We start from the raw sequence: 26,025 nt of genomic DNA on the forward strand, positions 1-26,025 counted from the left end.
GACAAGGAACCCACGTAACCGGGGAACCGGTCACGTGAGCGCGCCGTCTGCAGGCCCGAGTGAGGGTGGCCTCACTGGAACGTGCGAAACGTTGAGGTAATCTGAATCCGCTGATGAGGCCAATGTCGTCCTCGCCCAGTTCTTTCCCCTTGGCACCGACGACAGGTTCTTTCGATGGATCGTCCTCTCTTCTCGGCCGCGCCCCCGGCGCAAGGCCTCTATGACCCCGCCAACGAGCACGACAACTGTGGTGTCGCCTTCGTGGCCACCCTCACCGGCGTGCCCAGCCACGAGATGGTGCAGCACGGCCTGACGGCCCTGCGCAACCTCGACCACCGTGGCGCCGTCGGCGGCGAGCCCAACACCGGCGACGGCGCCGGCATCCTCATGCAGGTGCCGGACCGGTTCCTGCGTGGCGTCGCCCCGACCGAGCTGCCCGATCTCGGCCACTACGCCGCGGGCATGGCGTTCCTGCCGCGCGAGCGCGTCACCGCCGCGAAGGCCGACGTCGAGCGCATCGCCGCCGAGGAGGGTCTCGAAGTCCTGGGCTGGCGCGAGGTTCCGGTCGAGCCGTCGATCCTCGGCTCTATGGCCTACGCCGCGATGCCGGCCTTCGAGCTGTTCTTCGTCACCACGCCCGACCGCTCGGTCGCGGGCCTGGAGCTCGACCGCCTCACCTACGCGGTCAACAAGCGCGCGCACCACGAGGCGGGCGTCTACTTCCCGTCGCTGTCGTCGCGCACGCTCGTCTACAAGGGCATGCTCACGACCGAGCAGCTCGACGTGTTCTTCCCCGACCTGCTCGACGAGCGCATGGAGTCGGCGCTGGCCATCGTGCACAGCCGCTTCTCCACCAACACGTTCCCGAGCTGGCCGCTGGCGCACCCGTTCCGCTACTTGGCGCACAACGGCGAGATCAACACCGCCCGCGGCAACCGCAACTGGATGCGCGCCCGCGAGGCGCTGCTCGAGAGCGACCTGATCCCCGGCGACCTGTCGCGCCTGTTCCCCATCTGCAGCCCCGACGGCTCGGACACGGCCTCGCTCGACGAGGTGCTCGAGCTGCTGCACCTCGGTGGTCGCTCGCTGCCGCACGCGGTGATGATGATGATCCCCGAGGCGTGGGAGAACAACGCCGAGATGGATCCCGCGCGCCGCGCGTTCTACGAGTTCCACTCCACCGTGATGGAGGCCTGGGACGGCCCCGCCGCGGTGTGCTTCACCGACGGCACCCAGATCGGCGCGGTCCTCGACCGCAACGGCCTGCGCCCCGGCCGCTACGTCATCACCGAGGACGGCCTCGTCGTGCTCGCGTCCGAGGCCGGCGTGCTCGACATCGATCCCAAGACGATCACCCGCAAGGGCCGCGTCGAGCCGGGCAAGATGTTCCTGCTCGACCTCGCCGAGCACCGTGTCGTCGAGGACCACGAGATCAAGCGCTCGCTCGCGACCGAGCACCCGTACGAGGAGTGGCTGTACTCGGGCCTCGTGCGCTTCGAGGACCTGCCCGACCTCGAGCACATCGTGCATACGCACGCCTCGGTCGCCCGTCGCCAGCAGGTGTTCGGCTACACCGAGGAGGAGGTCCGCAAGCTCGTCGCGCCGATCGCGCGCACCGGGGCGGAGGCCATCGGCTCGATGGGAACGGACACCCCGATCGCGGCGCTGTCCGACCGCCCGCGCCTGCTGTTCGACTACTTCAGCCAGCTGTTCGCGCAGGTCACGAACCCGCCGCTGGACGCCATCCGCGAGGAGGTCGTCACCTCGCTCGCCGGCACCATCGGCCCCGAGAAGAACCTGCTCGACCCCAGCCCGGCCTCGTGCCGCATGCTGCAGCTGCCGTTCCCCGTGATCGACAGCGACGAGCTGGCCAAGATCCGCCACATGAACCGTGACGGCGACATGCCCGGCTTCAGCGTGCACGTCGTCCGCGGCCTGTACGACGTGCTCGGCGGGGGAGAGGCGCTCGCGAAGCGCCTCGACGAGATCTGCGCCGAGGTGTCCGACGCGATCGTCAACCGTGGCGCGCGCATCATCGTGCTGTCGGACCGTCACTCCAACGTCGACCTCGCCCCCATCCCGTCGCTGCTGCTGACCGGCGCCGTGCACCACCACATGGTGCGCGAGAAGCTGCGCACGCAGGCCGGCCTGCTGATCGAGGCCGGCGACGTCCGCGAGGTCCACCACGTGGCCCTGCTCATCGGCTTCGGCGCCACGGCGGTCAACCCGTACCTGGCGCTCGAGACCGCCGAGGACCTGGCCCGCGAGGGCGTCTACGTCGAGGGCGTCGACCCGACGAAGGCCGCCCGCAACGTGGCCTACGGCCTGGGCAAGGGCGTCCTGAAGGTCATGAGCAAGATCGGCGTCTCGACGGTCTCGTCGTACACCGGCGCGCAGATCTTCGAGTGCGTCGGCCTGTCGAACGAGGTCGTCGACCGCTACTTCACCGGCACGTCGAGCAAGCTCGACGGCGTCGGCCTCGACGTCATCGCCGACGAGGTCCACGCGCGCCACCTCAAGGCCTACCCGACGAAGGGCATCGCCGGTCCGCGCCGCCTGCTCGAGGTCGGCGGCGAGTACCAGTGGCGCCGCCAGGGTCCGGAGCACCTCTTCGACCCCGACACCGTCTTCCGCCTGCAGCACTCCACGCGCACGGGCCGGTACGACATCTTCAAGCAGTACACGCAGAAGGTGGACGACCAGTCCGGCCGCCTGATGACCCTGCGCGGCCTGATGAAGTTCAACTCGGACCGCCAGCCCATCTCGATCGACGAGGTCGAGCCGATCTCCGAGATCGTCAAGCGCTTCTCCACCGGCGCCATGTCGTACGGCTCGATCAGCCAGGAGGCGCACGAGACCCTCGCCATCGCGATGAACCGCCTCGGCGGCAAGTCGAACACAGGCGAGGGCGGCGAGGACCCCGAGCGCCTCTACGACCCCGAGCGCCGCTCGGCGATCAAGCAGGTCGCGTCAGGCCGCTTCGGCGTCACGAGCGAGTACCTCACGAACGCCGACGACATCCAGATCAAGATGGCCCAGGGCGCCAAGCCGGGCGAGGGCGGTCAGCTGCCCGGTCCGAAGGTGTACCCGTGGGTGGCCAAGACGCGTCACTCGACGCCGGGCGTGGGCCTCATCAGCCCTCCGCCGCACCACGACATCTACTCGATCGAGGACCTCAAGCAGCTCATCCACGACCTGAAGAACGCCAACCCGTCGGCCCGCGTCCACGTGAAGCTGGTCTCCGAGGTCGGCGTCGGCACGGTCGCGGCGGGCGTCTCGAAGGCCAAGGCCGACGTCGTGCTGATCTCCGGCCACGACGGCGGCACGGGCGCGTCCCCGCTGACGAGCCTCAAGCACGCCGGTGGTCCGTGGGAGCTCGGCCTGGCCGAGACCCAGCAGACCCTGCTGCTCAACGGGCTGCGCGACCGCATCGTCGTGCAGGTCGACGGCCAGCTCAAGACGGGTCGCGACGTCGTGATCGCCGCGCTGCTCGGCGGCGAGGAGTTCGGCTTCGCCACGGCGCCGCTCGTGGTCTCGGGCTGCATCATGATGCGCGTCTGCCACCTCGACACTTGCCCCGTGGGCGTCGCCACGCAGAACCGCTCGCTGCGCGAGAAGTACTCCGGCAAGGCCGAGTACGTCGTGAACTTCTTCGAGTTCATCGCGCAGGAGGTCCGCGAGATCCTCGCCGAGCTCGGCTTCCGCAGCATCGACGAGGCCGTCGGCCACGCGGAGGTCCTCGACGTCCGCGAGGCGATCGACCACTGGAAGGCCAGCTCGCTGAACCTGGCGCCCGTGCTGTTCCGGCCCGAGCTGCCCGAGGGCGCCTCGCTCCGCCGCACGGTGGAGCAGGACCACGGCCTCGACCGCGCCCTCGACAACGAGCTCATCGCGCTCGCGGGCGACGCGCTGGAGAAGGGCGAGCCCGTCCGGGCCCAACTCGAGATCCGCAACGTCAACCGCACCGTGGGCACGATGCTCGGTCACGAGGTCACCAAGCGCTACCGCGGCGCCGGCCTGCCCGACGACACGATCGACATCACGTTCCTGGGCTCGGCCGGCCAGTCGTTCGGCGCCTTCGTGCCGCGCGGCATCACGCTGCGCCTCGAGGGCGACGGCAACGACTACGTCGGCAAGGGCCTGTCGGGCGGCCGCATCGTGGTCCGCCCGCCGCGCGAGTCGCAGTTCGCGGCCGAGGGCCAGATCGTGGCCGGCAACGTGATCGGCTTCGGCGCCACCGGCGGCGAGATCTACCTGCGCGGCAAGGTGGGCGAGCGCTTCTGCGTCCGCAACTCCGGCGCCACGGCGGTCGTCGAGGGCGTGGGCGACCACGCGCTCGAGTACATGACCGGCGGCCGCGTCGTGATCCTGGGCCCGACCGGCCGCAACGTCGCGGCCGGCATGAGCGGCGGGTCGGCCTACGTGCTCGACCTCGACCACGACGTGGTCAACCCCGAGATGGTCGAGGTGCGCCCCGTGCCCGAGGCCACCGGTGCCGAGCTGGAGGCGATCGTGCGCCGCCACTTCGAGGAGACGGGCTCGGCCGTGGCCGAGCAGCTGCTCCGCGACTGGCCCGCGAGCCTGGCTCGCATCAGCGAGATCATGCCGGTCAACTACCGGCGGGTCCTGGAAGCGAAAGCCTCGGCGGAGTCGGAAGGACTCTCCGAGGACGAGACGACTGCACGCATGATGGAGGTGGCAGCCCGTGGCTGATCCCCGAGGTTTCATGACCACGCCCCGCAAGGTGGCCGAGCGCCGCCCCGTCGAGGAGCGGGTGAACGACTGGAACGAGGTCTATCCCGGCGGTGCCGGCCGAGCCCTGCTGCCGATCATCTCGGAGCAGGCCGGACGCTGCATGGACTGCGGCATCCCGTTCTGCCACCAGGGCTGCCCGCTGGGCAACCTGATCCCCGAGTGGAACGACCTGGTCTGGCGCGACGACTGGGAGGACGCGATCGATCGCCTGCACGCGACGAACAACTTCCCCGAGTTCACCGGGCGGCTGTGCCCGGCGCCGTGCGAGACGGCCTGCGTCGTGGGCATCAACCGCGACCCGGTGACCATCAAGAACGTCGAGGTCTCGATCATCGACAAGGCCTGGGACATGCACAACGTCAAGCCCGAGACGCCCGAGTGGCTGACCGGCAAGACGGTCGCGGTCGTGGGCTCCGGCCCCGCCGGCCTGGCCACCGCGCAGCAGCTGACGCGCGCCGGCCACACGGTCGCGGTGTACGAGCGCGACGACAAGGCCGGTGGCCTGCTGCGCTACGGCATCCCCGAGTTCAAGATGGAGAAGTCGCACGTCGACCGCCGCATCAACCAGATGCAGCGCGAGGGCACGGTGTTCCGCACCGGCGTCGCCGTCGGCGAGGCGATCACGGGCCAGCAGCTGCGCGAGCGGTACGACGCCGTCGTGCTGGCGATCGGCTCCACCGTCCGTCGTGACCTCCCGGCCCCCGGCCGCGAGCTCGCGGGCATCCACCAGGCGATGGACTTCCTGCCGCAGGCCAATCGCGTCGCGCTGGGCGAGACGGTCGAGGACCAGATCGTCGCCACGGGCAAGGACGTCGTCATCATCGGTGGCGGCGACACCGGCGCCGACTGCCTCGGCACCTCGATCCGCCAGGGCGCGCGCTCGGTCACGAGCCTCGAGATCATGCCGCGTCCCAGCGAGGAGCGGGCCGACGCCCACCCCTGGCCGACCTACCCGATGATCTACCGCGTCGCCTCGGCGCACGAGGAGGGCGGCGAGCGCGTCTACGCCGTCTCCACGAAGGAGTTCGTCGGCGACGAGAACGGCCACGTCAGCGGCCTGCACATCGTCGAGGTCGAGATGATCGACGGCCGCTTCCAGGAGGTCGAGGGCAGCGAGAAGGTCATCCCGGCGCAGCTCGTGCTGTTCGCGATGGGCTTCACCGGTCCCGAGACCGACGGCGTCGTCGAGCAGCTCGGCGTCGACCTCGACGAGCGCGGCAACATCAAGCGCGACCTCGACTACATGTCCAGCGTCGAGGGCGTCTTCGTGGCCGGTGACGCCGGTCGCGGCCAGTCGCTCATCGTGTGGGCGATCGCCGAGGGCCGCGGAGCGGCCGCCGGCGTGGACGCGTGGCTGACCGGATCGACCACGCTCCCCAAGCCGATCCCGCCCACGGCGCGACCGCTCACGGTCTGACCCGTCCGCTCCGGACCCGGCCGCGTGGGCGTGTGACTCGCGGTTGGGTTCGGAGCAGGACTAGGCTGGACGACGTGCGTAGAGCCAAGATCGTCTGCACCCTCGGACCCGCGACCGACACCGCCGAACGCATCCTCGAGCTGGCGATCGCCGGCATGGATGTGGCCCGGCTCAACATGAGCCACGGAGAGCAGAGCGACCAGCTCAAGCGCCTCGAGCGCGTGCGCCAGGCCGCCGACGCCACCGGCAAGGCCATCGCGGTCCTGGCCGACCTCCAGGGTCCCAAGATCCGGCTCGGCCGGTTCGCCGACGGCCCCCACGATCTGAGCTACGGCGACCGCTTCACGATCACCACGCGTGACGTGCAGGGCGAGCGCGACCTGTGCTCGACGACGTACTCCGGCCTGCCGGGTGACGTCGAGGCGGGCGACGAGATCCTCATCGACGACGGCAAGGTCCGCCTCCGAGCCACCGAGGTCACCGACACCGACGTCGTCACCACGGTCGAGGTGCCCGGCGCCGTCAGCAACAACAAGGGCATCAACCTGCCCGGCGTGAACGTCAGCGTCCCGGCGATGAGCGAGAAGGACATCGACGACCTCCGCTGGGCCCTGCGCGCCGGCGTCGACTTCATCGCGCTGTCGTTCGTGCGCAACGCCGCGGACGCCGCCGAGGTCCGCGCGATCATGGACGAGGAGGGCGTCCACCGCCCGATCATCGCCAAGATCGAGAAGCCGCAGGCCGTGGAGAACCTCGACGAGATCGTCGACGCGTTCGACGGCTTCATGGTGGCGCGCGGCGACCTGGGCGTCGAGCTGCCGCTCGAGGACGTGCCGATCGTGCAGAAGCTCATCATCGAGAAGGCGCGCCGCAACGCCAAGCCGGTCATCGTCGCCACCCAGATGCTCGAGTCGATGATCTCGGCCCCGCGGCCCACGCGCGCCGAGGCCAGCGACGTCGCCAACGCGGTGCTCGACGGCGCCGACGCGGTGATGCTGTCGGGCGAGACCAGCGTGGGCCAGTTCCCGATCCAGACCGTGCGCATCATGGCGAGGATCGTGGGCTCCACCGAGGACCACGGCCTGCCGCGGATGGCCGCGTTCACGTGGCAGCCCAAGACCACGACGGGCATCATCTGCCGCGCCGCCTCGCAGGTGGCCGAGTCGGTCGAGGCCGACCTCATGATCGCGTTCACCACCACGGGCGACTCGGCTCGCCGCATGGCGCGCTATCGCTCGTCGATCCCGGTGCTGGCGTTCACGCCGCACACGCTCGTGCGCAACCAGCTGGCGCTCACGTGGGGCGTCGAGACGTTCCTGACGCCCGAGATCAGCCACACCGACCAGATCGCGCTCCAGGTCGACCGCGAGCTCCTCGGCCAGCAGCGCTGCGAGCAGGGCCGCCGCGTGGTCATCGTGGCCGGTGCCCCTCCGGGCATCCCCGGCTCCACCAACGCCCTGCGCGTGCACAAGATGGGCGACGCGATCAACCGCGTCGTCGCGGCCTACGACCCCGAGGAGACCCCGCCGACCATCGCCTGACGGGGCGTCAGGGTGCCGAGAGCGGGACTCGAACCCGCACGCCCTTGCGGACAGTGGTTTTTGAGACCACCGCGTCTACCATTCCGCCATCCCGGCTCACCGTCGTGCCCGATAACCTTAGTGGGTGAACGACGCAGAACGCTCGACCGCCCCCGCGCCGCGCGTGGTGATCGCCGAGGACGAAGCCCTCATCCGGATGGACCTGGCCGAGATGCTCGCCGAGCAGGGCTATGACGTCGTGGGGGAGGCCGCCGAGGGGCAGGCCGCCGTCGACCTCGCCCGCGAGCACCGGCCCGACCTGGTGATGATGGACGTCCAGATGCCCGGCGTCGACGGCATCACCGCCGCGTCGCAGATCGCCGCGGAGCGGATCGCCCCGGTCGTCATGCTCACCGCGTTCAGCCAGCGCGAGCTCGTCGAGCGGGCCCGCGAGGCCGGCGCGATGGCGTACCTCGTCAAGCCGTTCACCGCCTCCGACCTGGTGCCGGCGATCGAGATGGCCCGCAGCCGCTACGCCGAGCTCCGGGCCCTCGAGTCCGAGGTCGGCGACCTGCAGGAGCAGCTCGCCACCCGCAAGGTCGTCGAGCAGGCCAAGGCGGTGCTGCAGGAGTCCCTCGGCCTGAGCGAGCCCGCGGCCTTCCGCTGGATCCAGAAGACGGCCATGGACGTGCGGCTGTCGATGCGTCAGGTGGCCGAGGCCGTCATCGAGAACGGGCCGTCTTTGCAGGGGTGACGACACCGAGTGTGGCAACGGTTACAAGTTGGCTACGAAACCTCCCAATCACGCATCATGCGAGATTTGGAAACGTCCGGCGACTAGGTTTCTTGTCACATCGCGCCGGGCGAACCGACCCGTGCGGATTACTCACACGGAGGATTGATGAAGCGCTCCACCACGACGCTCCGTCTGGCCGCACTGGCCAGCGCCAGCGCACTCGTCCTCGCCGCCTGTGGCGGCGGCGACGAAAGCTCTGACGACAACGACAAGGATGTGGCGAAGGGCGACGGCGAGTTCGTCGTCGGCTCGCTGCTCCCGCAGACCGGCAGCCTCGCCTTCCTCGGCCCGCCGGAGTTCGCCGGTGTCGACCTGGCCGTCCAGGAGATCAACGAGGCCGGTGGCGTCCTGGGCAAGGACGCGCGCCACGTCAAGGGCGACTCGGGCGACACCGACTCGGGCATCGCTCCGGCCGAGGCCGACAAGCTGATCAAGGCCAAGTCCGACGTCATCGTCGGCGCCGCGTCGTCGGGCGTCTCGATGACCGTCATCGACAAGATCCTCGGTGCGGGCGTCGTCCAGTACTCGCCGGCCAACACGTCGACGGACTTCGACGAGGGCAAGTACGCCGAGCCCGACCTGTACTTCCGCACCGCTCCGTCCGACGTCCTGCAGGGTGCCGTCATGGCCAACCTGCTGGTCGAGGACGGTCGCCAGAACGTCGCCATCCTGGCCCGCCAGGACTCGTACGGCGAGACGCTGGCCGAGCAGGTCAAGTCCGGCCTCGAGGCCGCCGGCTCGAAGGTCGCCGTCACGTCGTTCTACGGCGAGAAGGCTCCCTCGTACGATGCCCAGGTCGACGACGTCGCCGCCGCGAAGCCCGACGCCGTCGTGCTGATCGCGTTCGACGAGACCAAGAAGATCATCCCGCAGTTGGTCGGCAAGGGCGTCGGCCCGCAGGACGTCGCGACGTACTTCGTCGACGGCAACGTGGCCGACTACTCCGCCGAGTCGTTCGCGGCCGATCTGAAGGGTGTCAAGGGCACGGTCCCCGGCGCCGAGGCCACGGGCGAGTTCCGTGAGCGTCTGCTGGCCATCGACCCGAAGCTGAAGGACTACTCCTACGCGGCGGAGTCCTACGACGCGGTCATCACCTCGGCGCTGGCGGCCATCGCGGCCGGCAACGACTCGGGTGAGGCCATCGCGTCGGAGCTGGTCGAGGTCACGAAGGGCGGCGAGAAGTGCACCACGTTCAAGCAGTGCGCTGACCTGCTGGCCGACGACAAGGACATCGACTACGACGGTGTCTCCGGTCCGATCGAGATGAGCGACACGGGCAGCCCGACGTCCGCGTCCATCGGCATCTACGAGTACGACACGAAGGGCGGCTACGAGGCCGTCAAGTACATCGCGGGCGACATCTGAGTCGACTGACTCAGTCTCCGCACTAGGAGGGCCCGGGGCGCACGCCCCGGGCCCTTCGCCTGTCCCCGGGGCGCCGGTGGCCGGGGGAGCGGTGCAGGGTCAACCTCATCGACCTCTGATCCGGTTGATGAGGCACCGGGACCCGAGCGGAAGGGTTGACAGCTCACCGCTCTCGCAGGGGCCACGCGACAGCGCCCCGAGTCCGGCGGACTCGGGGCGCTTCGTCGTGCGGTGGTGCGGGGGTCAGCCGGCCTGCTTGCCCAGCGTGCCCAGGTACAGCTCGATGACCTTGGGGTCGTTGGAGAGCTCGCGACCGGTGCCGCTGTAGGCCGTGGTGCCCTGGTCGAGCACGTAGCCGCGGTCGCAGATCTGCAGGCAGCGACGGGCATTCTGCTCGACCATGATGATCGAGACGCCCGCCTGGTTGATCTTGCGCGTCTGGACGAACACCTCGTCCTGCATGACGGGGGACAGGCCCGCGGACGGCTCGTCGAGCAGCAGCACCGACGGATCCATCATGAGGGCGCGGCCCATGGCCACCATCTGGCGCTCGCCGCCCGACAGGGAGCCCGCGCGCTGCTTCGCGCGCTGGCCCAGCGTGGGGAACAGGTCGGTCACGAAGGCGAACCGGTCCTTGAACTTCGACGGGGCCTGGTAGCAGCCCATCTCGAGGTTCTCCTCGATCGTCAGGCTCGGGAACACGTTGTTCGTCTGGGGGACGAAGCCGATGCCCTGGCTGACCAGCACGTCGGCGCGCTTGTTGGTGATCTCCTCACCCTTCAGGGTCACCGTGCCGGAGTGGATCTTCACCAGGCCGAACAGCGCCTTGAGCAGCGTGGACTTGCCCGCGCCGTTCGGGCCGATGATGCCGACCAGCTCGCCGGGCTGGCAGTAGAGGTCGGCACCGTTGAGGATGTTCACGCCCGGCAGGTAGCCCGCGATCAGGTTGTCGGCGCGCACGACGGCGCCGTCGGCGCCCTCGGCGTGCTTGCGACGCTCCGACTCGGGGGTCTGGGGAGTGGGGATGGCGTCGCTCATTGGCTCTCCTCCGCGTCGATCTCGGACTCGACCTCGTGGGCCAGCTCGTCCTCGTCGAGCTCGCTCAGGTCGCTGTCGTGGTGGGCGCCCAGGTAGGCATCGATGACGCGCTGGTCGGCCATCACGGCTTCCGGCGTGCCCTCGGCGACGATCTGGCCCTGGGCCATGACGATGACCCAGTCCGAGATGTCGCGGACCATGTCCATGTCGTGCTCGACGAACAGGACGGTGCGGCCCTCGTCGCGGAGCGACTTCACGTGCCCGAGCAGGGACTGCTTGAGCGCGGGGTTCACGCCAGCCATCGGCTCGTCGAGCATGATCAGGTCGGGATCGACCATCAGTGCGCGCGCCATCTCGAGGAGCTTGCGCTGGCCGCCCGAGAGCGAGCCGGCGAAGTCCTCGCGCTTGGCATCGAGCTTGAACCGGGTGAGCAACTCGTCGGCACGAGCGGTGATCTCGTCCTCCTGACCGCCCCACAGTGCCTTGACGATCGCGGGGAAGAACTTCTCGCCGCGCTGGCCGGTGGCGCCGAGCCGCATGTTCTCGATGACCGTGAGCTTCGAGAGCACCTTGGTCAGCTGGAACGTGCGCACCATGCCCAGGCGCGCCACCTTGTAGGCGGGCACCTTGGCCAGCGAGTGGTCCTCGAAGGACCACGAGCCGGTGTCGGGGACGTCGAATCCGGTGAGCAGGTTGAACAGCGTGGTCTTGCCGGCGCCGTTCGGCCCGATCAGGGCGGTGATGACGCCGCGCTGGATCTCGATGTGCTCCACGTCGACGGCCTTGAGACCGCCGAACGTGCGGGTGATGTCGTCGCCGACGACGATCGGGTCGGGCTTCTTCACGCCCGGATCGTTCGGCAGGGCGGCGAGCGCCTCGCGGGCGCTGGTGATGTCAACGGGCATCGATCGCGATCTCCCTTCGGTCGCCGAAGATCCCCTGGGGTCGGAAGATCATCAGCAGCATGAGGCCGAGGCCCATGAGAATAAAGCGGATGAGGCTGGCCTGCGTGTCAGTCATGATCGAGGCCGGGATCAGCGGGTCGACGCCGGAGGTGGCCTGGCTGAAGAACTCGCCGAGGCCACTGATGAGGAACCAGAAGATCATGGAGCCGACGACGGGACCCAGCACGCGGGCCGCGCCACCGATCAGCAGCGCCGTGTAGGCGAAGAACGTCAGGTTGGTGCTGTAGTCCGAGGGCACGACCGACGCCTGCTTGAGCGCGTAGAAGATGCCGCCGAGGCCGCCGATCATGCCGCCGAGCATCAGCGCCTGCATCTTGTACAGGAACACGTTCTTGCCCAGCGAGCGCACGGCGTCCTCGTCTTCGCGGATCGAGCGCAGGACGCGGCCCCAGGGGCTGCGCATGAGGGCCCAGATCAGCAGGCAGCACAGCGCCACGACGGTCCAGCCGACCGTCATGGCCCACAGGTCGTTGCGACCCCACGAGGCGATGCCGATGTCGAGTCCGCCGGTGTACGGATTGAGGTCACGCCACCCGTCGGTGAAGCCGTTGAGGCCGTTGGAGCCGCCGAAGACCTTCTTGGTCTCGACGGCACCGAACACCAGGCGCAGGATCTCGGCCGCGGCGATCGTGACGATCGCCAGGTAGTCGGCTCTCAGCCTCAGCGTGGGGACACCGAGGACGAGCGCCAGCAGCAGCGAGGCGACCAGGCCGGCGGCGACGCCGACCAGCAGGGGCAGGTCCAGGCGGACCATGGTGACGGCGAGGCCGTAGGCGCCCACCGCCATGAAGCCGGCCTGGCCGAAGTTCAGCAGGCCCGTGTAGCCGAAGTGGACGTTGAGGCCGATGGCGGCGAGCGCGAAGACGATCGCCTGGGGGCCGAAGGCGTTGGAGAACGCCGCGTCGATGATGTTGCCGATGTCCATGGGTCAGCCGATCCTCTCCGCGCGGCCCAGGATGCCCTGTGGCCTGATGAGCAGGATGAGGATGAGCACGATCAGCGCGCCCACCTCCTTGATGGAGCTGGGCACGCCCAGCAGGGGGCCGACCTCGGTGATGACGCCGATGACGAGGGAGCCGATCACGGCGCCCCAGACGGTGCCGAGGCCACCGAGAACGGTCGCGGCGAACACCATGAGCAGGAGCTGGTAGCCCATCATGAAGTTGACCTGGCTGTTGACGCCGAGCAGGACGCCGGCCAGGGCCGAGAGGGCCGCGCCCATCGTCCAGACCGAGGAGATGACGCCGTCGACGCGCATGCCGGACGAGGCCGACAGGGCCGGGTTGTCCGAGACGGCGCGCATCGCCTTGCCCAGGCGGGTGCGGGACATGATCGTCGTGGTGATGACGATGGCGACGATCGCGATGCCCATGATCGCGATCTCCTTGTCCGACAGGTCGAACAGGCCGAAGTCACGCGCTCGCTGCGAGGTGTACTCGTTGTAGGAGCGGGTGCCGGCACCGAAGAAGAACTGGAACAGGTTGCGCAGCAGCAGGCCCAGACCGATCGAGACGATCATCATCGCGATGATGCCCGTGCCGCGAGATCGCAACGGTCTCCACAGCACGCGGTCCTGGCCCCAGCCGAAGACGCCGCCGATCGCGATCGTCAGCAGGCCGGCCAGGATGAGTGGCAGCCCGAAGGTGACGTTGAGGACGTACGCCGAGATGGCGCCGAAGGTGATGAGCTCGCCGTGCGAGAAGTTCGTCAGGCCCGTGGTGCCGAAGATCAGCGACAGGCCCATCGCGGCGAGCGCGATGATGAGGCCGTACTTGAGGCCCGAGACCACGCTGTCGACGAGGCGCTCGGCGAACGGGGTGGCCTTGACGACCTTGCCGTTCAGCGGGAACGCGACGTTCTGGCCGGACGCCAGGTTGACCTTCACCGTCAGGGTCTTCTTGCCCGTCAGCTTCACGCCCGCGGGGAGCGTGGACTCGTCGATCGAGACCTCGTACGTGCCCTTGCCGGGGATCGCGACCGCGGCCACGCCCTGGTCGTTGGTGACGGCGCTGCCGAGCTCGGAGCCCGAGTCGTCCGCGACGGTCACGGTGACGCCGGGGACGGGCGGCGGATCGTCGGCCGCCTTGCCGCCTTGCTGGTCGAGCAGCCGCACGCGGATCGCAGGACCCGTGACGGGGGCATCGGAGGCCGGCGCCGAGGCACTGGGTCCGGGTGTGGGGGACGTGGTCTCAGCCATTGCCGGATTCGCGAGAAGCACGAGTCCGGCAACGATCACCGAGAGCAGCGCCGCTGTTCGCAGTCGCACGCATTCTCCTGTCGCTGTCTGCGCACCGGGGTCAGGCACGCCAGAGTCGATCCCGAAGAGCATAGCGATCCGAGCGTTTCCCCGCCGGTCTCTCGCGGGTCCCTTTGGTAACAGTTCGGTTTCGATTGCGAGGTCGGACAGCCATTCACACGAGCCGAGGCGGAGGCGTAGGCTGTCGCCCGTCCCCGTCCGTCCCCCGCCCGGAGGTGCCACGTCGATGGCATTGCGTCAGCCCGTCGAGATTCGCGATGTCGAGGTCGACGACGCTTCCGCCCTGATCGCGCTGTGGGCCGCGTGCGCGGACGCCGTGACGGACGAGGGGTCCGAGGCCTACACGCAGCAGGCGCTGTGGCGCTGCCCGACCGAGGCCGAGGCCCGCGAGGCGATCGAGTTCAACGCCCGCGAGCACCGACGCCGCTTCTTCGTGGCGCTCGTGGGCGGTGAGATCGTCGCCGCGGCGACCGCCGACCTTGCCACCTTGAACCCGATCACGATGTCCAAGGTCATGATCGTGTCCGACCTCCAGGTGCGCCCCACCCACCGCCGCCGGTCGATCGCGTCGGGTCTGCTGGCCGTCGTGGCCGCGCACGCCGAGGAGCAGGACTGCGAGCTCGTGCTCGCCTCGTCCGCCGCCCACGCGCGCGAGCCCAACCGCTACCTCACGAAGCTGGGCTTCAACCAGATCGCCGTGCTGCGCGCGATCCCGGTCGGCAAGCTCAACGCCCGGCTGGCCGCGAAGGCCGCCGGCTCCCGCGAGACGGGCCGCCTGCTGGCCGTCCGCCGCTCGCTGCGCCGCCGCGCCGCCGTCCGCGGCTGACCTGTCGGCGCGGGCGACTAGGGTCGTCCCGTGGACCGACTCCTGCTGATCGACGGACATTCGGTGGCGTACCGCGCCTTCTTCGCCCTGCCCGTCGAGAACTTCGCGACCTCGACCGGCCAGAGCACCAATGCGGTGTTCGGCTTCACCTCGATGCTGATCAACGTGCTGCGCGACGAGCAGCCCACGCACGTGTGCGTCGCGTTCGACCTGTCGCGGCAGTCGTTCCGCACCGAGGAGTACGCCGAGTACAAGGCCAACCGGTCGAAGTCGCCCGAGGAGTTCTCCGGGCAGGTCGCCCTGGTCAAGGAGGTGCTCGACGCGCTCGACATCCGCCACGTCGACAAGGCGGGCTACGAGGCCGACGACATCATCGCCACCCTGGCCACCCGGGCCGAGGCCGCGGGGATGGAGGTGCTGGTCTGCTCCGGCGACCGCGACGCCCTCCAGCTGGTCACCGAGCAGACCACGGTGCTGTACCCGCGCAAGGGCGTCTCCGACCTCGCGCGGATGACGCCCGAGGCCGTGCAGGAGAAGTACGGCGTGCTGCCCGAGTTCTACCCCGACATCGCCGCGCTCGTCGGCGAGACCAGCGACAACCTGCCAGGCGTCCCCGGCGTCGGTCCCAAGACGGCGGCGAAGTGGATCAACGGCTACGGCACCCTCGAGGCGCTCATCGGGCGCGTCGACGAGGTGCCGGGCAAGGCGGGGCAGTCCCTGCGCGAGCACCTCGACTCGGTGATCCGCAACCGCCGCCTCAACGCGCTGGTGCGCGACCTCGACCTGCCGCTCGGCCCGGCCGACCTCACGATCGACACGGCGTTCGACCGCGAGAAGGTCCATACTGTCTTCGACTCCCTCGAGTTCACCGCCCTGCGCGAGCGTCTGTTCACCACGTTCCCCGGCGTCACCGAGGAGGTGCAGCCCGAGGCCGGCTTCGACCTCGAGGGTCGCGCTCTCGCGCCCGGCGAGGTCGCGGCGTGGCTCGACCAGCACGCCGGCGGCGACGTGGGCCTGCACGTCCAGGGCTCGTGGGGCCGCGGCTCGGGCGACGTCATCGCCCTGGCCATCGCCGCCGAGGACGAGGCCGCCTGGATCGATGTCGAGCAGCTCACGCCCGAGGACGACGCCGCCCTGGCCGCCTGGCTCGGCGATGCCGGCCGCGGCAAGGTCCTGCACGACGCGAAGGGCCCGATCCTCGCGCTCGCCGACCGCGGCTGGACCCTGCGCGGGCTGCGCGCCGACACCGCCGTCTCGGCGTACCTCGTCCGCCCCGACCAGCGCTCCTACGACCTGGCCGACCTCTCCGTGCGCTACCTCAAGCGCGAGCTGCGCGACGACACCGCCGACACCGGCCAGCTCTCGCTCGACACCGACGACGACGCCGAGGTCGCGATGCTGCGGGCGCGGGCCGCCCTCGATCTCGCGGCCGCGCTGGCCACCGAGGTCGAGCAGTCCGGCGGCACGCGCCTGCTGGCCGAGGTCGAGCTGCCGCTGGTCTCCACGCTGGCGCGGATGGAGCAGGCGGGCATCGCCGTCGACGACGATGCGCTGCTCACCCTCGAGTCCGAGTTCGCCGCCCGCGCGCAGGAGGCCGCGAACGGCGCCTACGAGGCGATCGGCGGCAAGGAGATCAACCTCGGCTCGCCCAAGCAGCTGCAGGTGGTCCTGTTCGAAGACCTGGGCATGCCCAAGACCAAGCGCACCAAGACCGGCTACACGACCGACGCCGACTCGCTCCAGCAGCTCTACGCCAAGACGGGCCACCCGTTCCTCGAGCACCTGCTCGCGCACCGCGACGTCACCAAGCTGCGCCAGACCGTCGAGACGCTGCGTCGATCGATCTCCGACGACGGGCGCATCCACACCACCTATGCGCAGACGATCGCGGCCACCGGACGGCTCAGCTCGAACGACCCGAACCTGCAGAACATCCCGATCCGCACCGCGTCGGGCCGCCGCATCCGCGAGGCGTTCGTCGTCGGCGAGGGGTACGAGACCCTGCTCACCGCCGACTACAGCCAGATCGAGATGCGGATCATGGCCGACCTGTCCGAGGACGCCGACCTGATCGAGGCGTTCAACTCGGGCGAGGACTTCCACACGGTGATGGCCGCGAAGGTCTTCGAGCGCGAGCCCGACGACATCGGCACCGAGCTGCGTGCCCGGATCAAGGCGATGAACTACGGGCTCGCGTACGGCCTGTCGGCCTACGGCCTGAGCCAGCAGCTGTCGATCTCCACGGGCGAGGCGCAGGGCCTCATGGACGACTACTTCCAGCGGTTCGGCGGCGTGCGCGACTACCTGCGCGGGCTGGTCGACGAGGCTCGCCAGACCGGCTTCACCGAGACGATCATGGGGAGGCGCCGCTACCTGCCCGACCTGCAGAGCGACAATCGTCAGCGTCGCGAGATGGCCGAGCGGATGGCGCTCAACGCGCCGATCCAGGGCTCGGCCGCCGACATCATCAAGGTGGCGATGCTGAACGTCGAGCGCGCCATCGACGAGGCGGGCCTCCAGTCGCGGATGCTGCTGCAGGTGCACGACGAGCTCGTGCTCGAGACCACGGCCGGCGAGCTCGACCAGCTCACCGATCTGGTGCGTCGCGAGATGGCGGCCGCGGCCGACCTGTCAGTGCCGCTCGACGTGTCCGTCGGCGTCGGTCGCTCCTGGCACGAGGCCGGTCACTGAGCCGTCCCGCGGGGGAGTGGGCCGCAGCAGCGGCCACACCAGCAGCAGGCCGGCCACCACGGCGGCCACGCTCGCCATCGTGACCACGAGGCCCACGATGTCGATCCGCCAGAACCACGCCACGGCGAACACCGTGGCCGACGCCGCCCACAGCAGGACGGCGACGCCGGTGGAGCGGCGCGCGAGCGCGTCGAACACCAGCAGGTAGACCACGGCCAGGAACGTGCCCGAGAGCGCGAACAGCCACAGGTCGTCCGCGACCTCGCGGTACTGGTCGCCGCCGACCAGGATCAGCGCGAGCTGCGGCAGCAGGGCGCTGCCCGCCACGACGGCGAGGCCCAGCACGCCGACCAGCCCGGCGGCGCGCAGGCGCGTGCGGTGGGAGGTGTCGCGGGCCATGCTCGGGAAGAACACGACGCTGACGAACTGCGGCAGGAACAGCGTGGACTTGGTGAGGATGAGCCCCGACGCGTAGAGGCCGCTGTCGTGGGCCTCGAAGCCGCCGCGTGCGATGAGCGCGTCGACGTTGCTGAAGGCGAAGTACGCCAGCAGGGTGGCCGCCGAGGCGACGGTCTCGAAGACGAGCGGACGCCGGCTGTGCACGTCGCCCGTGCCGGTGGCCCGGAGCAGCCCGGCCCCCAGGACCACGGGCAGCCAGGCACCGATCGCCAGGCCCATCATCGCGCTGGTGGCGGAGGGCTCGATGAGCAGTCCGGCGACGCCGCCGAAGAGCCGACCGAGGCCGTTGCCGACGTAGAGCGCGGCCAGCTTGCCCCACCGTCCGGTGCCCTGCGCGACGCCCAGCTGGGCGCCCGCGAGCGTCAGCGGCACGAGCATCGCCCCGCACCACACCACGGCGAGCACCGAGTCGAAGGAGAAGGCCGGCGTCAGCACCGGGCTCGACAGCGCGACGGCGAGGCCGACCGCGAGCGAGACGGCGAGCGCCACCCGCGAGGCGGTGTGGACGATCTGGACCGTGTGGTCGGGGTGGACAGAGATCCGGCGCGCGATCGAGGCCTGGAGGGCGAGCGCCACGACGTTCGCGATGAGGATGAGGCTCAGCAGCGCGGTGAGGGCGCCGAACTCCGCAGGAACGAGCAGCCGTGCGGCGACGAGGTTGAAGCCGTACGTCGCCACGTTCATCACCATCATCGCGACGGCGACGATCGTGCCGCTCGAGAGCGTGGCGCGCGCTGCCCGGTTCACGAGCTCGCTCCCCGGGCCTCGTCGGCGAAGCGCAGCACCTGGGGCATCATCCACGCCCACACCAGCGGTGCGGACTTCACGGTGAAGTGCAGGCCGTCCTCGTACAGCGGATCGCCGCCCAGCACGGGGTTGTACCCCTCGGCGCAGAACGCGGCGAACGAGTCGACGACGGGCACCTGGTTCTCGCTGGCCCACGAGGTGACCACGGAGTTGACCCGCTCGACGCGCTCGATGTCGTTGAGCTGCTGCATCTCGGTCTTGTCGAAGGCCGGGATGTCGTGGCAGGCCAGCGTCGACAGCGCGAGCGTGCCGGCGCCGTCGGCCTTGCGGTTCACCTCGTCGAGGGCGGTGCGGATCAGCTCGTCGTGCTGGGGCGTGCCGAACGTCGCGACCTCGTCGTCGTGGACGAGGTCGGACACGAACGTCTGCGGGACGAAGAACAGCAGGACGTCGGGCTTCTCGGCCTCGACCAGGGCGGGCCACTCCTTGCGCCAGTCCAGGCAGCTGCGGGTGGGCTCGTTGGCCTCGCCGTCCACGACCTTCTGCAGGGTGAAGGGGTCGCAGCCCAGGTGCGTGGTCTGACTCATCGAGAGCTGGCGGAACTCGTGGGTGGCGACGTTCTTGTAGATGCTGAACGGGATCGAGTTGCCCAGCAGCATCGTCGAGCGGCGCGCCTCGGCGGTGTACGGCTCCGGGGTCAGCTCGAGCGGAGGCAGGTCGGAGTGGGGACCGTAGCCGGCCAGCTCGGACTGCGGCGGCTGGGAGTGCGCGACGACGAAGGCGCTCGTCAGCACGAGGGGCGCGGCCATGATCGTGATCGCTCGCGAGACGCGCCGGGCGGAGGCGAAGAAGGGTCGCCGTCCCCGGATCGGCGCCTCGATGAAGCGGTAGGTGAGCCACGCCAGTACCACCGACACGCCCACCCGGACCACGTCGAGGGCGAGCCCGTCGAGTCCGGTGGTGCCCGAGTTGAGGTAGACGATGACCGGCCAGTGCCACAGGTAGAGGGGATAGCTGATGAGGCCGATCCAGCGGGGGACCGGGCTGCCGAGCGCGCGGTTGAAGGTGCCTGCGGTGCCGCTGGCGGCCGCAAGGATCGCGACGAGCGCGGCCAGGCAGACCAGCACGAGACCACCGCGGTAGACGGCCGCGGCCGACGAATCGGTGACCACCATGGCCGCCACGATGAGCGCCAGGGCGCCCCAGGCCGTGACATCGGTCAGCACCGAGGAGCGGCGCTCGCGGAAGGCGGTCCGACCCAGCACCAGGGCGGCGCAGACGCCGATCAGCAGCTCGAACGCCCGCGTGACGGTGCTGTAGTAGAGCGAGGTGATCTCGGTGCCGTTCGCGTACCCGTTGGCCATCGCGAGGGCCGAGGCGGCAGCGAGCGCCGCGAAGACGATCGACTGCCGGCGCCGGGCCCGGACCACGGCGCTGACGAGCAGCAGCAGCAGCGGGAAGACGAGGTAGAACTGCTCCTCGATCGACAGCGACCACGTGTGGCGGACCGGCGAGGGGAGCGAGAGCTGGTCGAAGTACTGCTCGTCGCCGAGCATGAAGCGCCAGTTCGAGACGTAGAACAGCGAGGAGACGATGTCCCAGGCGACCGCGGTGCGGCGGCCGGGGAGGGTCCAGATCCACGCGGCGACCGAGACGGCCAGCAGCACCGTGATGAGCGACGGCAGCAGTCGCCGCATGCGCGCGCCCCAGAAGCGGACGACGCTGATGCGGCCCCAGCGGTCCTGCTCGGCGACGAGGAGGTTCGTGATCAGGAAGCCCGACAGGACGAAGAACAGGTCGACGCCCAGCCAGCCGCCCTGGAGGAATCGCTCGTCGAGGTGGAAGACGAGGACGCCGATGATCGCGACCGCGCGCAGGCCGTCGAGGGCGGGACGGTAGGGCAGTCGCGCACGCAGCGCGGGAGTGGGAGCCGACATGAGGTTCGAGGCGGCGGGCGGGGCCCGCGGGTCTCAGCGTCCGTCGTCGAGGAGTCGGCGCCGCGCGCCGCCGTCGGAGTGGTCGTCACGGTCGGTGCCGCGCACCGAGCCACGCTCGTCGCGGTCGCGGTCGCGGTCGGAGTACTCGTAGTCATCCGCGTAGCCGTGACGGTCGCCGCGGGCGCGCTCGACCTGGTGCGTGAAGCCGAAGAGCATCGCGCCGACTCCGGCGATGCCCACTGCGGCGACGATGGAGGCGAGCGCCCCGTAGAGGTACTGCGTGTTGATCGGACCGCACACGCCGGCCTGGAACTTGTCCGCGGGCGGCTGCAGCGCGGAGCCGCACTCGAAGATCGCGCCCGAGCTGGTCTGGATCTCGGTGATGGGCGTCAGCAGCAGGTAGATCCCGTACGCCAGGAACGGGATCGCCGCGAGGATCGCCACCTTCGTCCCGAGGTTGGGGACGGGGCGAGAACGCACATCGGAGTCGTCGAGCATGTGACGCATACTACTATGGCGAACGCCGTGCGTACGCGCGGGTAACCAAGAGTTAGGGCTGTGTCTGTGCGCCGTGGGATCGTTCTCGCCGGAGGTCTCGGGACCCGCCTGCGAGCCGCGAGCGGCGACCTGCCCAAGCCTCTCGTCGAGGTGGGCGGAGAGCCTCTCGTCGCCCACCAGATCCGTCGCCTCGTCGCCGCCGGCGTCCCGGACGTGACCGTCGCCGTCGGGTACGGCGCCGACCAGGTCGTGCAGCTGCTGGGCGCCGGCGAGGCGTGGGGCGCGCGTCTGTCGTACAGCCGCGAGGACGAGCCGCTCGGCACCGGGGGCGCGCTCGCGCTCGCCGCGCGCGGCGCCGTCGCGCCCGGGGACACCGTGGTGGTGGTGAACGGCGACCTGCTCTCGCGGCACGACCTCGCCGCCCAGGTGCGCGTGTTCGAGGAGTCCGGTGCCGCCGTTCTCCTGCACGTGCGCGAGGTGTCCGACGCCCGGGCCTACGGCGTGGTGTCGGTCGACGGCGACCGCGTCACCGGGTTCCACGAGAAGCCCGCCGAGGCCGCACCGGGTCTCGTGAACGCCGGCACCTACGTGATGCGCGGCGAGGTCCTGCTCGGCCTGCCGGACACCGTCCCGCTGTCCGTCGAGGTCGACGTGTTCCCGCGCCTGGTCACGAGTGCCGACGTCCGCGCGCACCGCGACGACGCGGAGTTCCTCGACGTGGGGACGCCCGAGGCCCTCGAGCAGGCACGGCGGGCGTGGGCGTGACGGCGGCTCCGGCACGCGCCCGGGTCGCCTCGCTCGACGGCATCCGTGGCGGCTTCATGCTCCTCTTCATGGCCTACCACTTCGGCCTGACCGTCCTGGGCGGTGCCTGGACCGGCATCAACGTGTTCTTCGTCCTCTCCGGATTCCTCATCGCCCGGCTGCTCCTGGTCGAGCGTGAGCGCTTCGGGCGGGTCGACCTGCTGGGCTTCTACCGACGCCGCGCCCGCCGACTGCTGCCGGCGCTCATCGCCCTGCTGCTCGTCCTCGCGGTGTGGGGACTGGCGTTCGCCGACGACGCCGCGCGCCGCCAGCTGCGCGGCGACCTCGTGGCCACCCTCGGCTTCGTCATGAACTGGCGGCTCATCGCGCAGGCCGACCAGTACTTCGCCGAGTTCGGCTCGGCCTCGATGCTGCGCCACGCCTGGACCCTGTCGGTCGAGGAGCAGTTCTACGTGGTCGTCCCGCTGCTGCTCGCCGTGCTGGCGTGGCTGGGATCGCGCCGGATCGCAGCCGTCGTCCTGGTGCTGCTGGCCCTCGCCTCGGCGTGGTGGACCGCACAGGTCGGCGTCGGCGACGCCACCGCGCAGGCGCACGCCTACTACGGGACGGACACCCGCGTGCAGTCCCTCCTCGTGGGTGTCCTCCTCGCGTACCTCGTGGCGGGGACCGGAGCGGTGACCCGCCGCGTCCCGTCGCGGGGAGTGCTCGAGCCGGTTGCCTGGGCGTCGCTCCTCGGTCTGCTGACCGCGCTCGTCCTGGTCGACCCGATGTCGTCGCTGTTCTTCGAGCGGGGCGGCATCCTCGTGCAGTCGGCGATCGTGGCGGTGCTCGTGTGGGCATGCGTCGCCCGGCCCGACCTCTCGGTGCACCACGTCCTCGGCTGGCGGCCGCTGGCGTGGCTCGGGGAGCGCAGCTACGGGCTGTACCTCTACCACTGGCCCGTCAAGCTCTGGATCGAGCGCGGCGTGCCCCAGATCGGCACCGCTGCCGAGATCGTGGTCGGCTGTCTCGTCACGACCCTGCTGGCGTCGCTCAGCTATCGCTACCTCGAGCGGCCCGTGCTCGACCACGGCCTGCGCGGCCTCGTGCCGCGGCTGCGCCGGCCGGGCTGGCTGGCGGTCGTCGGTCCCGCGTCGGTCGTCGTGATGGCGGTGCTCGTCGGGCAGGTCCCCGCCACCGGACAGGCCGTCGCGGCGCGCGACGTGCCGCCCCTGCGTGCCGGCCAGCCCGCCTACGAGGCGGGGGAGGAGCCCACCCGCATCGCCGTGTTCGGAGACTCCCTGCCCGACCGGTTGGCCGACGTCTTTCCCGCGGAGCAGTACGAGGACCTCTCGGTGACCTCGCTCGCCGTGCCGGGGTGTGACCTGCTCGAGTCGCGCATCGCCTACCGCGAGCTCCAGCAGGACGACGAGTGCCGGGCCGCGAAGCGCGACTTCGGCGCGAACGTGCGCGAGGCCGACGTGGACACCGTGCTCGTGATGCTGCCGACGTTCGCGGCGATCCCGCATGAGGACCCCGCCGGCGAGCCGATCTGGCTCGAGTCGCCGCAATTCCGGCGTGAGGTGCTCGACGCCCTCGACCGCCTCCGGGAGGGCGCCGCCGAGTCCGGCACCACGATGCAGGTGGCCACCCTGCCGTGCCGCGACCCGCGCCAGATGGCGACGATCCCTGGCATCTCTACGTACGTCGCCGACCATCCCGAGGTCATCGACGCCACCGCCGAGCCCTCCGTCGTCAACGACTGGGTGCGGGCGTGGGCGCGTGCGCGCTCCGTGCCGCTGGTGGACCTCTACGACGTGCTGGGCTGCGGTGACGGGCCCGTGCAGGAGATCAACGACGTGACCCTCTTCAGCGACGGCCTGCACTTCGACGACGAGGCCGCGGCGATGGTGTGGACCTGGCTGGCGCCGACGGTGCGCGACCGGGCGCGGGAGGCCACGCGATGAGCTCGGTCTTCTCCCTGAGGAACAGCCAGGGCTCGCGCAGCGCGACCCTCGACGGCGTGCGCGGCCTGGCCGTCGTCGTCCTGCTGCTCTACCACTTCGGCGTCTCGGCCCTGCAGGGCGCGTGGGTCGGCATCAGCCTGTTCTTCGTCTTCTCGGGCTACGTGATCGTCATGATCATGCTCAAGGAGCACGCGCGCCGGGGCCGGATCGACGTGGTCGACTTCTTCCGGCGTCGCGCGCGGCGCCTGCTGCCGGCCCTGACGATCATGCTGCTGGCGATCGCCACGTGGGGGGTGCTCGCGGCGGATCACGCCACGCGTCGCTCGATGCGCGGCGACATCCTCGCCACGATGGGCTTCGTCATGAACTGGCGCCTGGTCCAGCAGGCCGACCAGTACTTCGTCGAGTGGGCCAACCCCTCCTTCCTGCGCCACGTGTGGACCCTCGCGGTGGAGGAGCAGTTCTACCTCGTCGCGCCGTTCCTGGTGATGGCGCTGATCCGCCTCGTCCACCGACGCTGGGCGCGCGTGGCCGTCGTCGCGTCGCTCGCCACCGCCTCGGCCGTCTGGACGGCCATGGTGGGCGTCGGCTCCACCGAGGCGCAGGCCCACGCCTACTACGGCACCGACACCCGCGTGCAGGCGCTGCTCGCCGGCATGGCGGTCGCCTTCGCCGTCGGGCCTGACCGCGACGGCCACCGGCCCGCCGACATGCGCCCGCGGGTCGCGGCCTTCTGGGCCTGGGCGGCCACGCTCACGTCGATCGCCTGCTTCTTCGTCGTGCCGCCGCTGTCGCCGTTCATGTTCGAGTCCGGCGGCATGCTCATGCTGGCGGCGCTCACGGCCGTCGGGCTGGCGGGCGCCGTCCAGGTCGGGCCGGGTCTGTTCCGCCGCGTCTTCACGGTGGCGCCGCTGGTCTACCTCGGCATCCTCACGTACGGGCTGTACCTGTGGCACTGGCCCGTGAAGCTGTGGCTCGACCGCTACGCGCCGGCGCTGCCCGTCGAGGGCACCCTCATCCTGGGCTCGCTCGTCACGCTGGCGCTGGCGGCGCTGAGCTTCCACCTCGTCGAGGTACCAGTCATGCTCGGCGGACTCGCGCGGCTCACCGGCGGGATCGATCGCGGCCGCGTGCTGGCGGTCGGCGCCACCGCGGCGGTCGTCCTCGCTGCGGTGCGGGTGGGCGACGTGCCCACCGTCGAGGAGGACCTCGAGGCGGGCCGGGTGCCGGCGCTCGTCGACGGCACCCCGACCTACGCGCCCCAGGACGAGACCGTGCGCACCGCGCTCTACGGCGACTCCGTCGCCCACTACCTCGCGCAGGGCTTCCCCGACCGCACCTTCTCCGACCTGCAGGTCACCGACCTGGCCACCGAGGGCTGCAGCCTGCTGCCGCTCACGATCCACTGGACGCCGCGCAATCAGGAGGAGGTCTCGGACGCGTGCCGCGAGGGCCGCGAGAACCTGACCGAGAACCTGCGCGACGCCGACGCCGAGGTCCTGGTGCTCATGGTGGGCTCGGTGCTGGGCGTGCCGCACGAGCGCGAGGACGGCAGCCTGCTCGAGGTCGACGATCCCGCCTACCGCGCGGCCGTGGAGGAGCAGCTCGACGGGCTGCTCGCCGACGCCCGGGCCGCCGACGTCCAGCAGGTGCAGCTGGCCACGCTGCCGTGCCGCGCCGACTCGATCGGCGACTACCAGATCGACGCGGAGGACGAGGACTGGTTCGACGAGCGTCCCGAGATCGCCGAGACGGTGGTCGATCCGCGCCGGATCAACGGCTGGCTCACCGCGTGGGCGGAGGCGAACGGGGTGCCCGTGCTCGACCTCTACGACGCCCTCGAGTGCCAGCGCGGCTTCGCCAAGGAGCGCCACGGGATCGAGGTCTTCCGCGACCAGCTGCACTTCTCCGAGGAGGCCACGCCGATGGTCTGGACGTGGCTCGCGCCCTCGATCCGGGAGCGCTGGCAGACCCGCGCGTGAACCCGCTCGGTTCACCCCAGAATCCGGTTACCAGCAGGTAGGCTGGTCGCCGCACGAAAGG

General features: G+C 70.4%; 17 protein-coding genes and 1 tRNA gene. 10 read left to right on the forward strand and 8 right to left on the reverse strand.

Going from position 1 to position 26,025, the window contains the following annotated elements; all coding sequences use genetic code 11:
• The first annotated feature begins 174 nt into the window (after nucleotides 1–174).
• The 3 genes from gltB (at nucleotide 175) to pyk (ending at nucleotide 7,713) form a co-directional block, all read left to right on the forward strand.
• Nucleotides 175–4,713, forward strand: coding sequence for a glutamate synthase large subunit (gltB, locus tag O3S82_RS06870; RefSeq protein WP_269306546.1), 4,539 nt, complete (start codon nucleotides 175–177; stop codon nucleotides 4,711–4,713).
• Nucleotides 4,706–6,172 carry a glutamate synthase subunit beta gene (locus O3S82_RS06875; RefSeq protein ID WP_269306548.1) on the forward strand — a complete coding sequence of 489 codons (1,467 nt, stop codon included), beginning with the start codon at nucleotides 4,706–4,708 and terminating at the stop codon, nucleotides 6,170–6,172. Before gltB ends, O3S82_RS06875 begins: the two co-directional genes overlap by 8 nt.
• 74 nt (nucleotides 6,173–6,246) lie before the next feature.
• Nucleotides 6,247–7,713: a pyruvate kinase gene (gene pyk / locus O3S82_RS06880; protein WP_179424994.1), complete on the forward strand. Its 1,467-nt coding sequence runs from the start codon at nucleotides 6,247–6,249 to the stop codon at nucleotides 7,711–7,713.
• Between the two features lie 13 nt (nucleotides 7,714–7,726).
• Here the strand turns inward: pyk and O3S82_RS06885 are convergent.
• Nucleotides 7,727–7,809 (reverse strand) — tRNA-Leu (locus tag O3S82_RS06885).
• Nucleotides 7,810–7,837: 28 nt separating this feature from the next.
• Here O3S82_RS06885 and O3S82_RS06890 point away from each other — a divergent pair.
• Together O3S82_RS06890 and O3S82_RS06895 are read left to right on the forward strand one after the other, a co-directional pair.
• Nucleotides 7,838–8,446, forward strand: a complete 609-nt coding sequence (locus tag O3S82_RS06890; protein WP_269306550.1) for an ANTAR domain-containing response regulator — start codon at nucleotides 7,838–7,840, stop codon at nucleotides 8,444–8,446.
• Nucleotides 8,447–8,593: 147 nt separating this feature from the next.
• Nucleotides 8,594–9,853 carry an ABC transporter substrate-binding protein gene (locus O3S82_RS06895; protein ID WP_269306552.1) on the forward strand — a complete coding sequence of 420 codons (1,260 nt, stop codon included), beginning with the start codon at nucleotides 8,594–8,596 and terminating at the stop codon, nucleotides 9,851–9,853.
• Nucleotides 9,854–10,096: 243 nt separating this feature from the next.
• On the opposite strand, the gene O3S82_RS06900 is transcribed toward O3S82_RS06895, so the two are convergent.
• From O3S82_RS06900 to O3S82_RS06915, 4 genes are read right to left on the reverse strand one after another with little or no spacing between them, the layout of a single operon-like run.
• Nucleotides 10,097–10,891 (reverse strand): ABC transporter ATP-binding protein, encoded by a 795-nt coding sequence (locus tag O3S82_RS06900; RefSeq protein WP_269306554.1) that lies wholly within the window; start codon nucleotides 10,889–10,891, stop codon nucleotides 10,097–10,099.
• Nucleotides 10,888–11,796, reverse strand: a complete 909-nt coding sequence (locus O3S82_RS06905) for an ABC transporter ATP-binding protein (RefSeq protein ID WP_269306555.1) — start codon at nucleotides 11,794–11,796, stop codon at nucleotides 10,888–10,890. The genes O3S82_RS06900 and O3S82_RS06905 overlap by 4 nt, the downstream gene beginning before the upstream one ends.
• The gene (locus O3S82_RS06910; RefSeq protein ID WP_269306557.1) at nucleotides 11,786–12,781 is read right to left on the reverse strand and encodes a branched-chain amino acid ABC transporter permease; all 996 of its coding nucleotides are present in this window, start codon (nucleotides 12,779–12,781) and stop codon (nucleotides 11,786–11,788) included. The genes O3S82_RS06905 and O3S82_RS06910 overlap by 11 nt, the downstream gene beginning before the upstream one ends.
• A 3-nt stretch (nucleotides 12,782–12,784) precedes the next feature.
• Nucleotides 12,785–14,053 carry a branched-chain amino acid ABC transporter permease gene (locus tag O3S82_RS06915; RefSeq protein WP_269306558.1) on the reverse strand — a complete coding sequence of 423 codons (1,269 nt, stop codon included), beginning with the start codon at nucleotides 14,051–14,053 and terminating at the stop codon, nucleotides 12,785–12,787.
• A gap of 286 nt (nucleotides 14,054–14,339) precedes the next feature.
• Between O3S82_RS06915 and O3S82_RS06920 the strand changes: the two genes are divergently transcribed.
• Both O3S82_RS06920 and polA read left to right on the forward strand, forming a co-directional pair.
• Complete coding sequence (locus O3S82_RS06920; RefSeq protein WP_269306560.1) at nucleotides 14,340–14,939, forward strand: GNAT family N-acetyltransferase; 600 nt, start codon at nucleotides 14,340–14,342, stop codon at nucleotides 14,937–14,939.
• Between the two features lie 30 nt (nucleotides 14,940–14,969).
• Nucleotides 14,970–17,630: a DNA polymerase I gene (polA, locus tag O3S82_RS06925; RefSeq protein WP_269306562.1), complete on the forward strand. Its 2,661-nt coding sequence runs from the start codon at nucleotides 14,970–14,972 to the stop codon at nucleotides 17,628–17,630.
• Here the strand turns inward: polA and O3S82_RS06930 are convergent.
• From O3S82_RS06930 to O3S82_RS06940, 3 genes are read right to left on the reverse strand one after another with little or no spacing between them, the layout of a single operon-like run.
• The gene (locus O3S82_RS06930; protein WP_269306564.1) at nucleotides 17,571–18,836 is read right to left on the reverse strand and encodes a lipopolysaccharide biosynthesis protein; all 1,266 of its coding nucleotides are present in this window, start codon (nucleotides 18,834–18,836) and stop codon (nucleotides 17,571–17,573) included. The genes polA and O3S82_RS06930 overlap by 60 nt on opposite strands.
• Nucleotides 18,833–20,773, reverse strand: coding sequence for an acyltransferase family protein (locus O3S82_RS06935; RefSeq protein WP_269306566.1), 1,941 nt, complete (start codon nucleotides 20,771–20,773; stop codon nucleotides 18,833–18,835). The genes O3S82_RS06930 and O3S82_RS06935 overlap by 4 nt, the downstream gene beginning before the upstream one ends.
• Nucleotides 20,774–20,806: 33 nt before the next feature.
• Nucleotides 20,807–21,271, reverse strand: coding sequence for a hypothetical protein (locus tag O3S82_RS06940; RefSeq protein WP_269306568.1), 465 nt, complete (start codon nucleotides 21,269–21,271; stop codon nucleotides 20,807–20,809).
• A gap of 60 nt (nucleotides 21,272–21,331) precedes the next feature.
• On the opposite strand from O3S82_RS06940, the gene O3S82_RS06945 reads away from it, so the two are divergent.
• Genes O3S82_RS06945 through O3S82_RS06955 form a run of 3 tightly spaced genes read left to right on the forward strand, consistent with a single transcriptional unit; the run spans nucleotide 21,332 to nucleotide 25,964 of the window.
• The gene (locus O3S82_RS06945) at nucleotides 21,332–22,036 is read left to right on the forward strand and encodes a nucleotidyltransferase family protein (RefSeq protein WP_269306570.1); all 705 of its coding nucleotides are present in this window, start codon (nucleotides 21,332–21,334) and stop codon (nucleotides 22,034–22,036) included.
• Nucleotides 22,027–23,982, forward strand: a complete 1,956-nt coding sequence (locus tag O3S82_RS06950) for an acyltransferase family protein (RefSeq protein ID WP_269306571.1) — start codon at nucleotides 22,027–22,029, stop codon at nucleotides 23,980–23,982. Before O3S82_RS06945 ends, O3S82_RS06950 begins: the two co-directional genes overlap by 10 nt.
• Nucleotides 23,979–25,964, forward strand: a complete 1,986-nt coding sequence (locus O3S82_RS06955; RefSeq protein ID WP_179424970.1) for an acyltransferase family protein — start codon at nucleotides 23,979–23,981, stop codon at nucleotides 25,962–25,964. The genes O3S82_RS06950 and O3S82_RS06955 overlap by 4 nt, the downstream gene beginning before the upstream one ends.
• Nucleotides 25,965–26,025 lie beyond the last annotated feature (61 nt).

The sequence above is a fragment of the Aeromicrobium sp. HA genome (assembly GCF_027171405.1).
GTDB lineage: Bacteria > Actinomycetota > Actinomycetes > Propionibacteriales > Nocardioidaceae > Aeromicrobium > Aeromicrobium tamlense.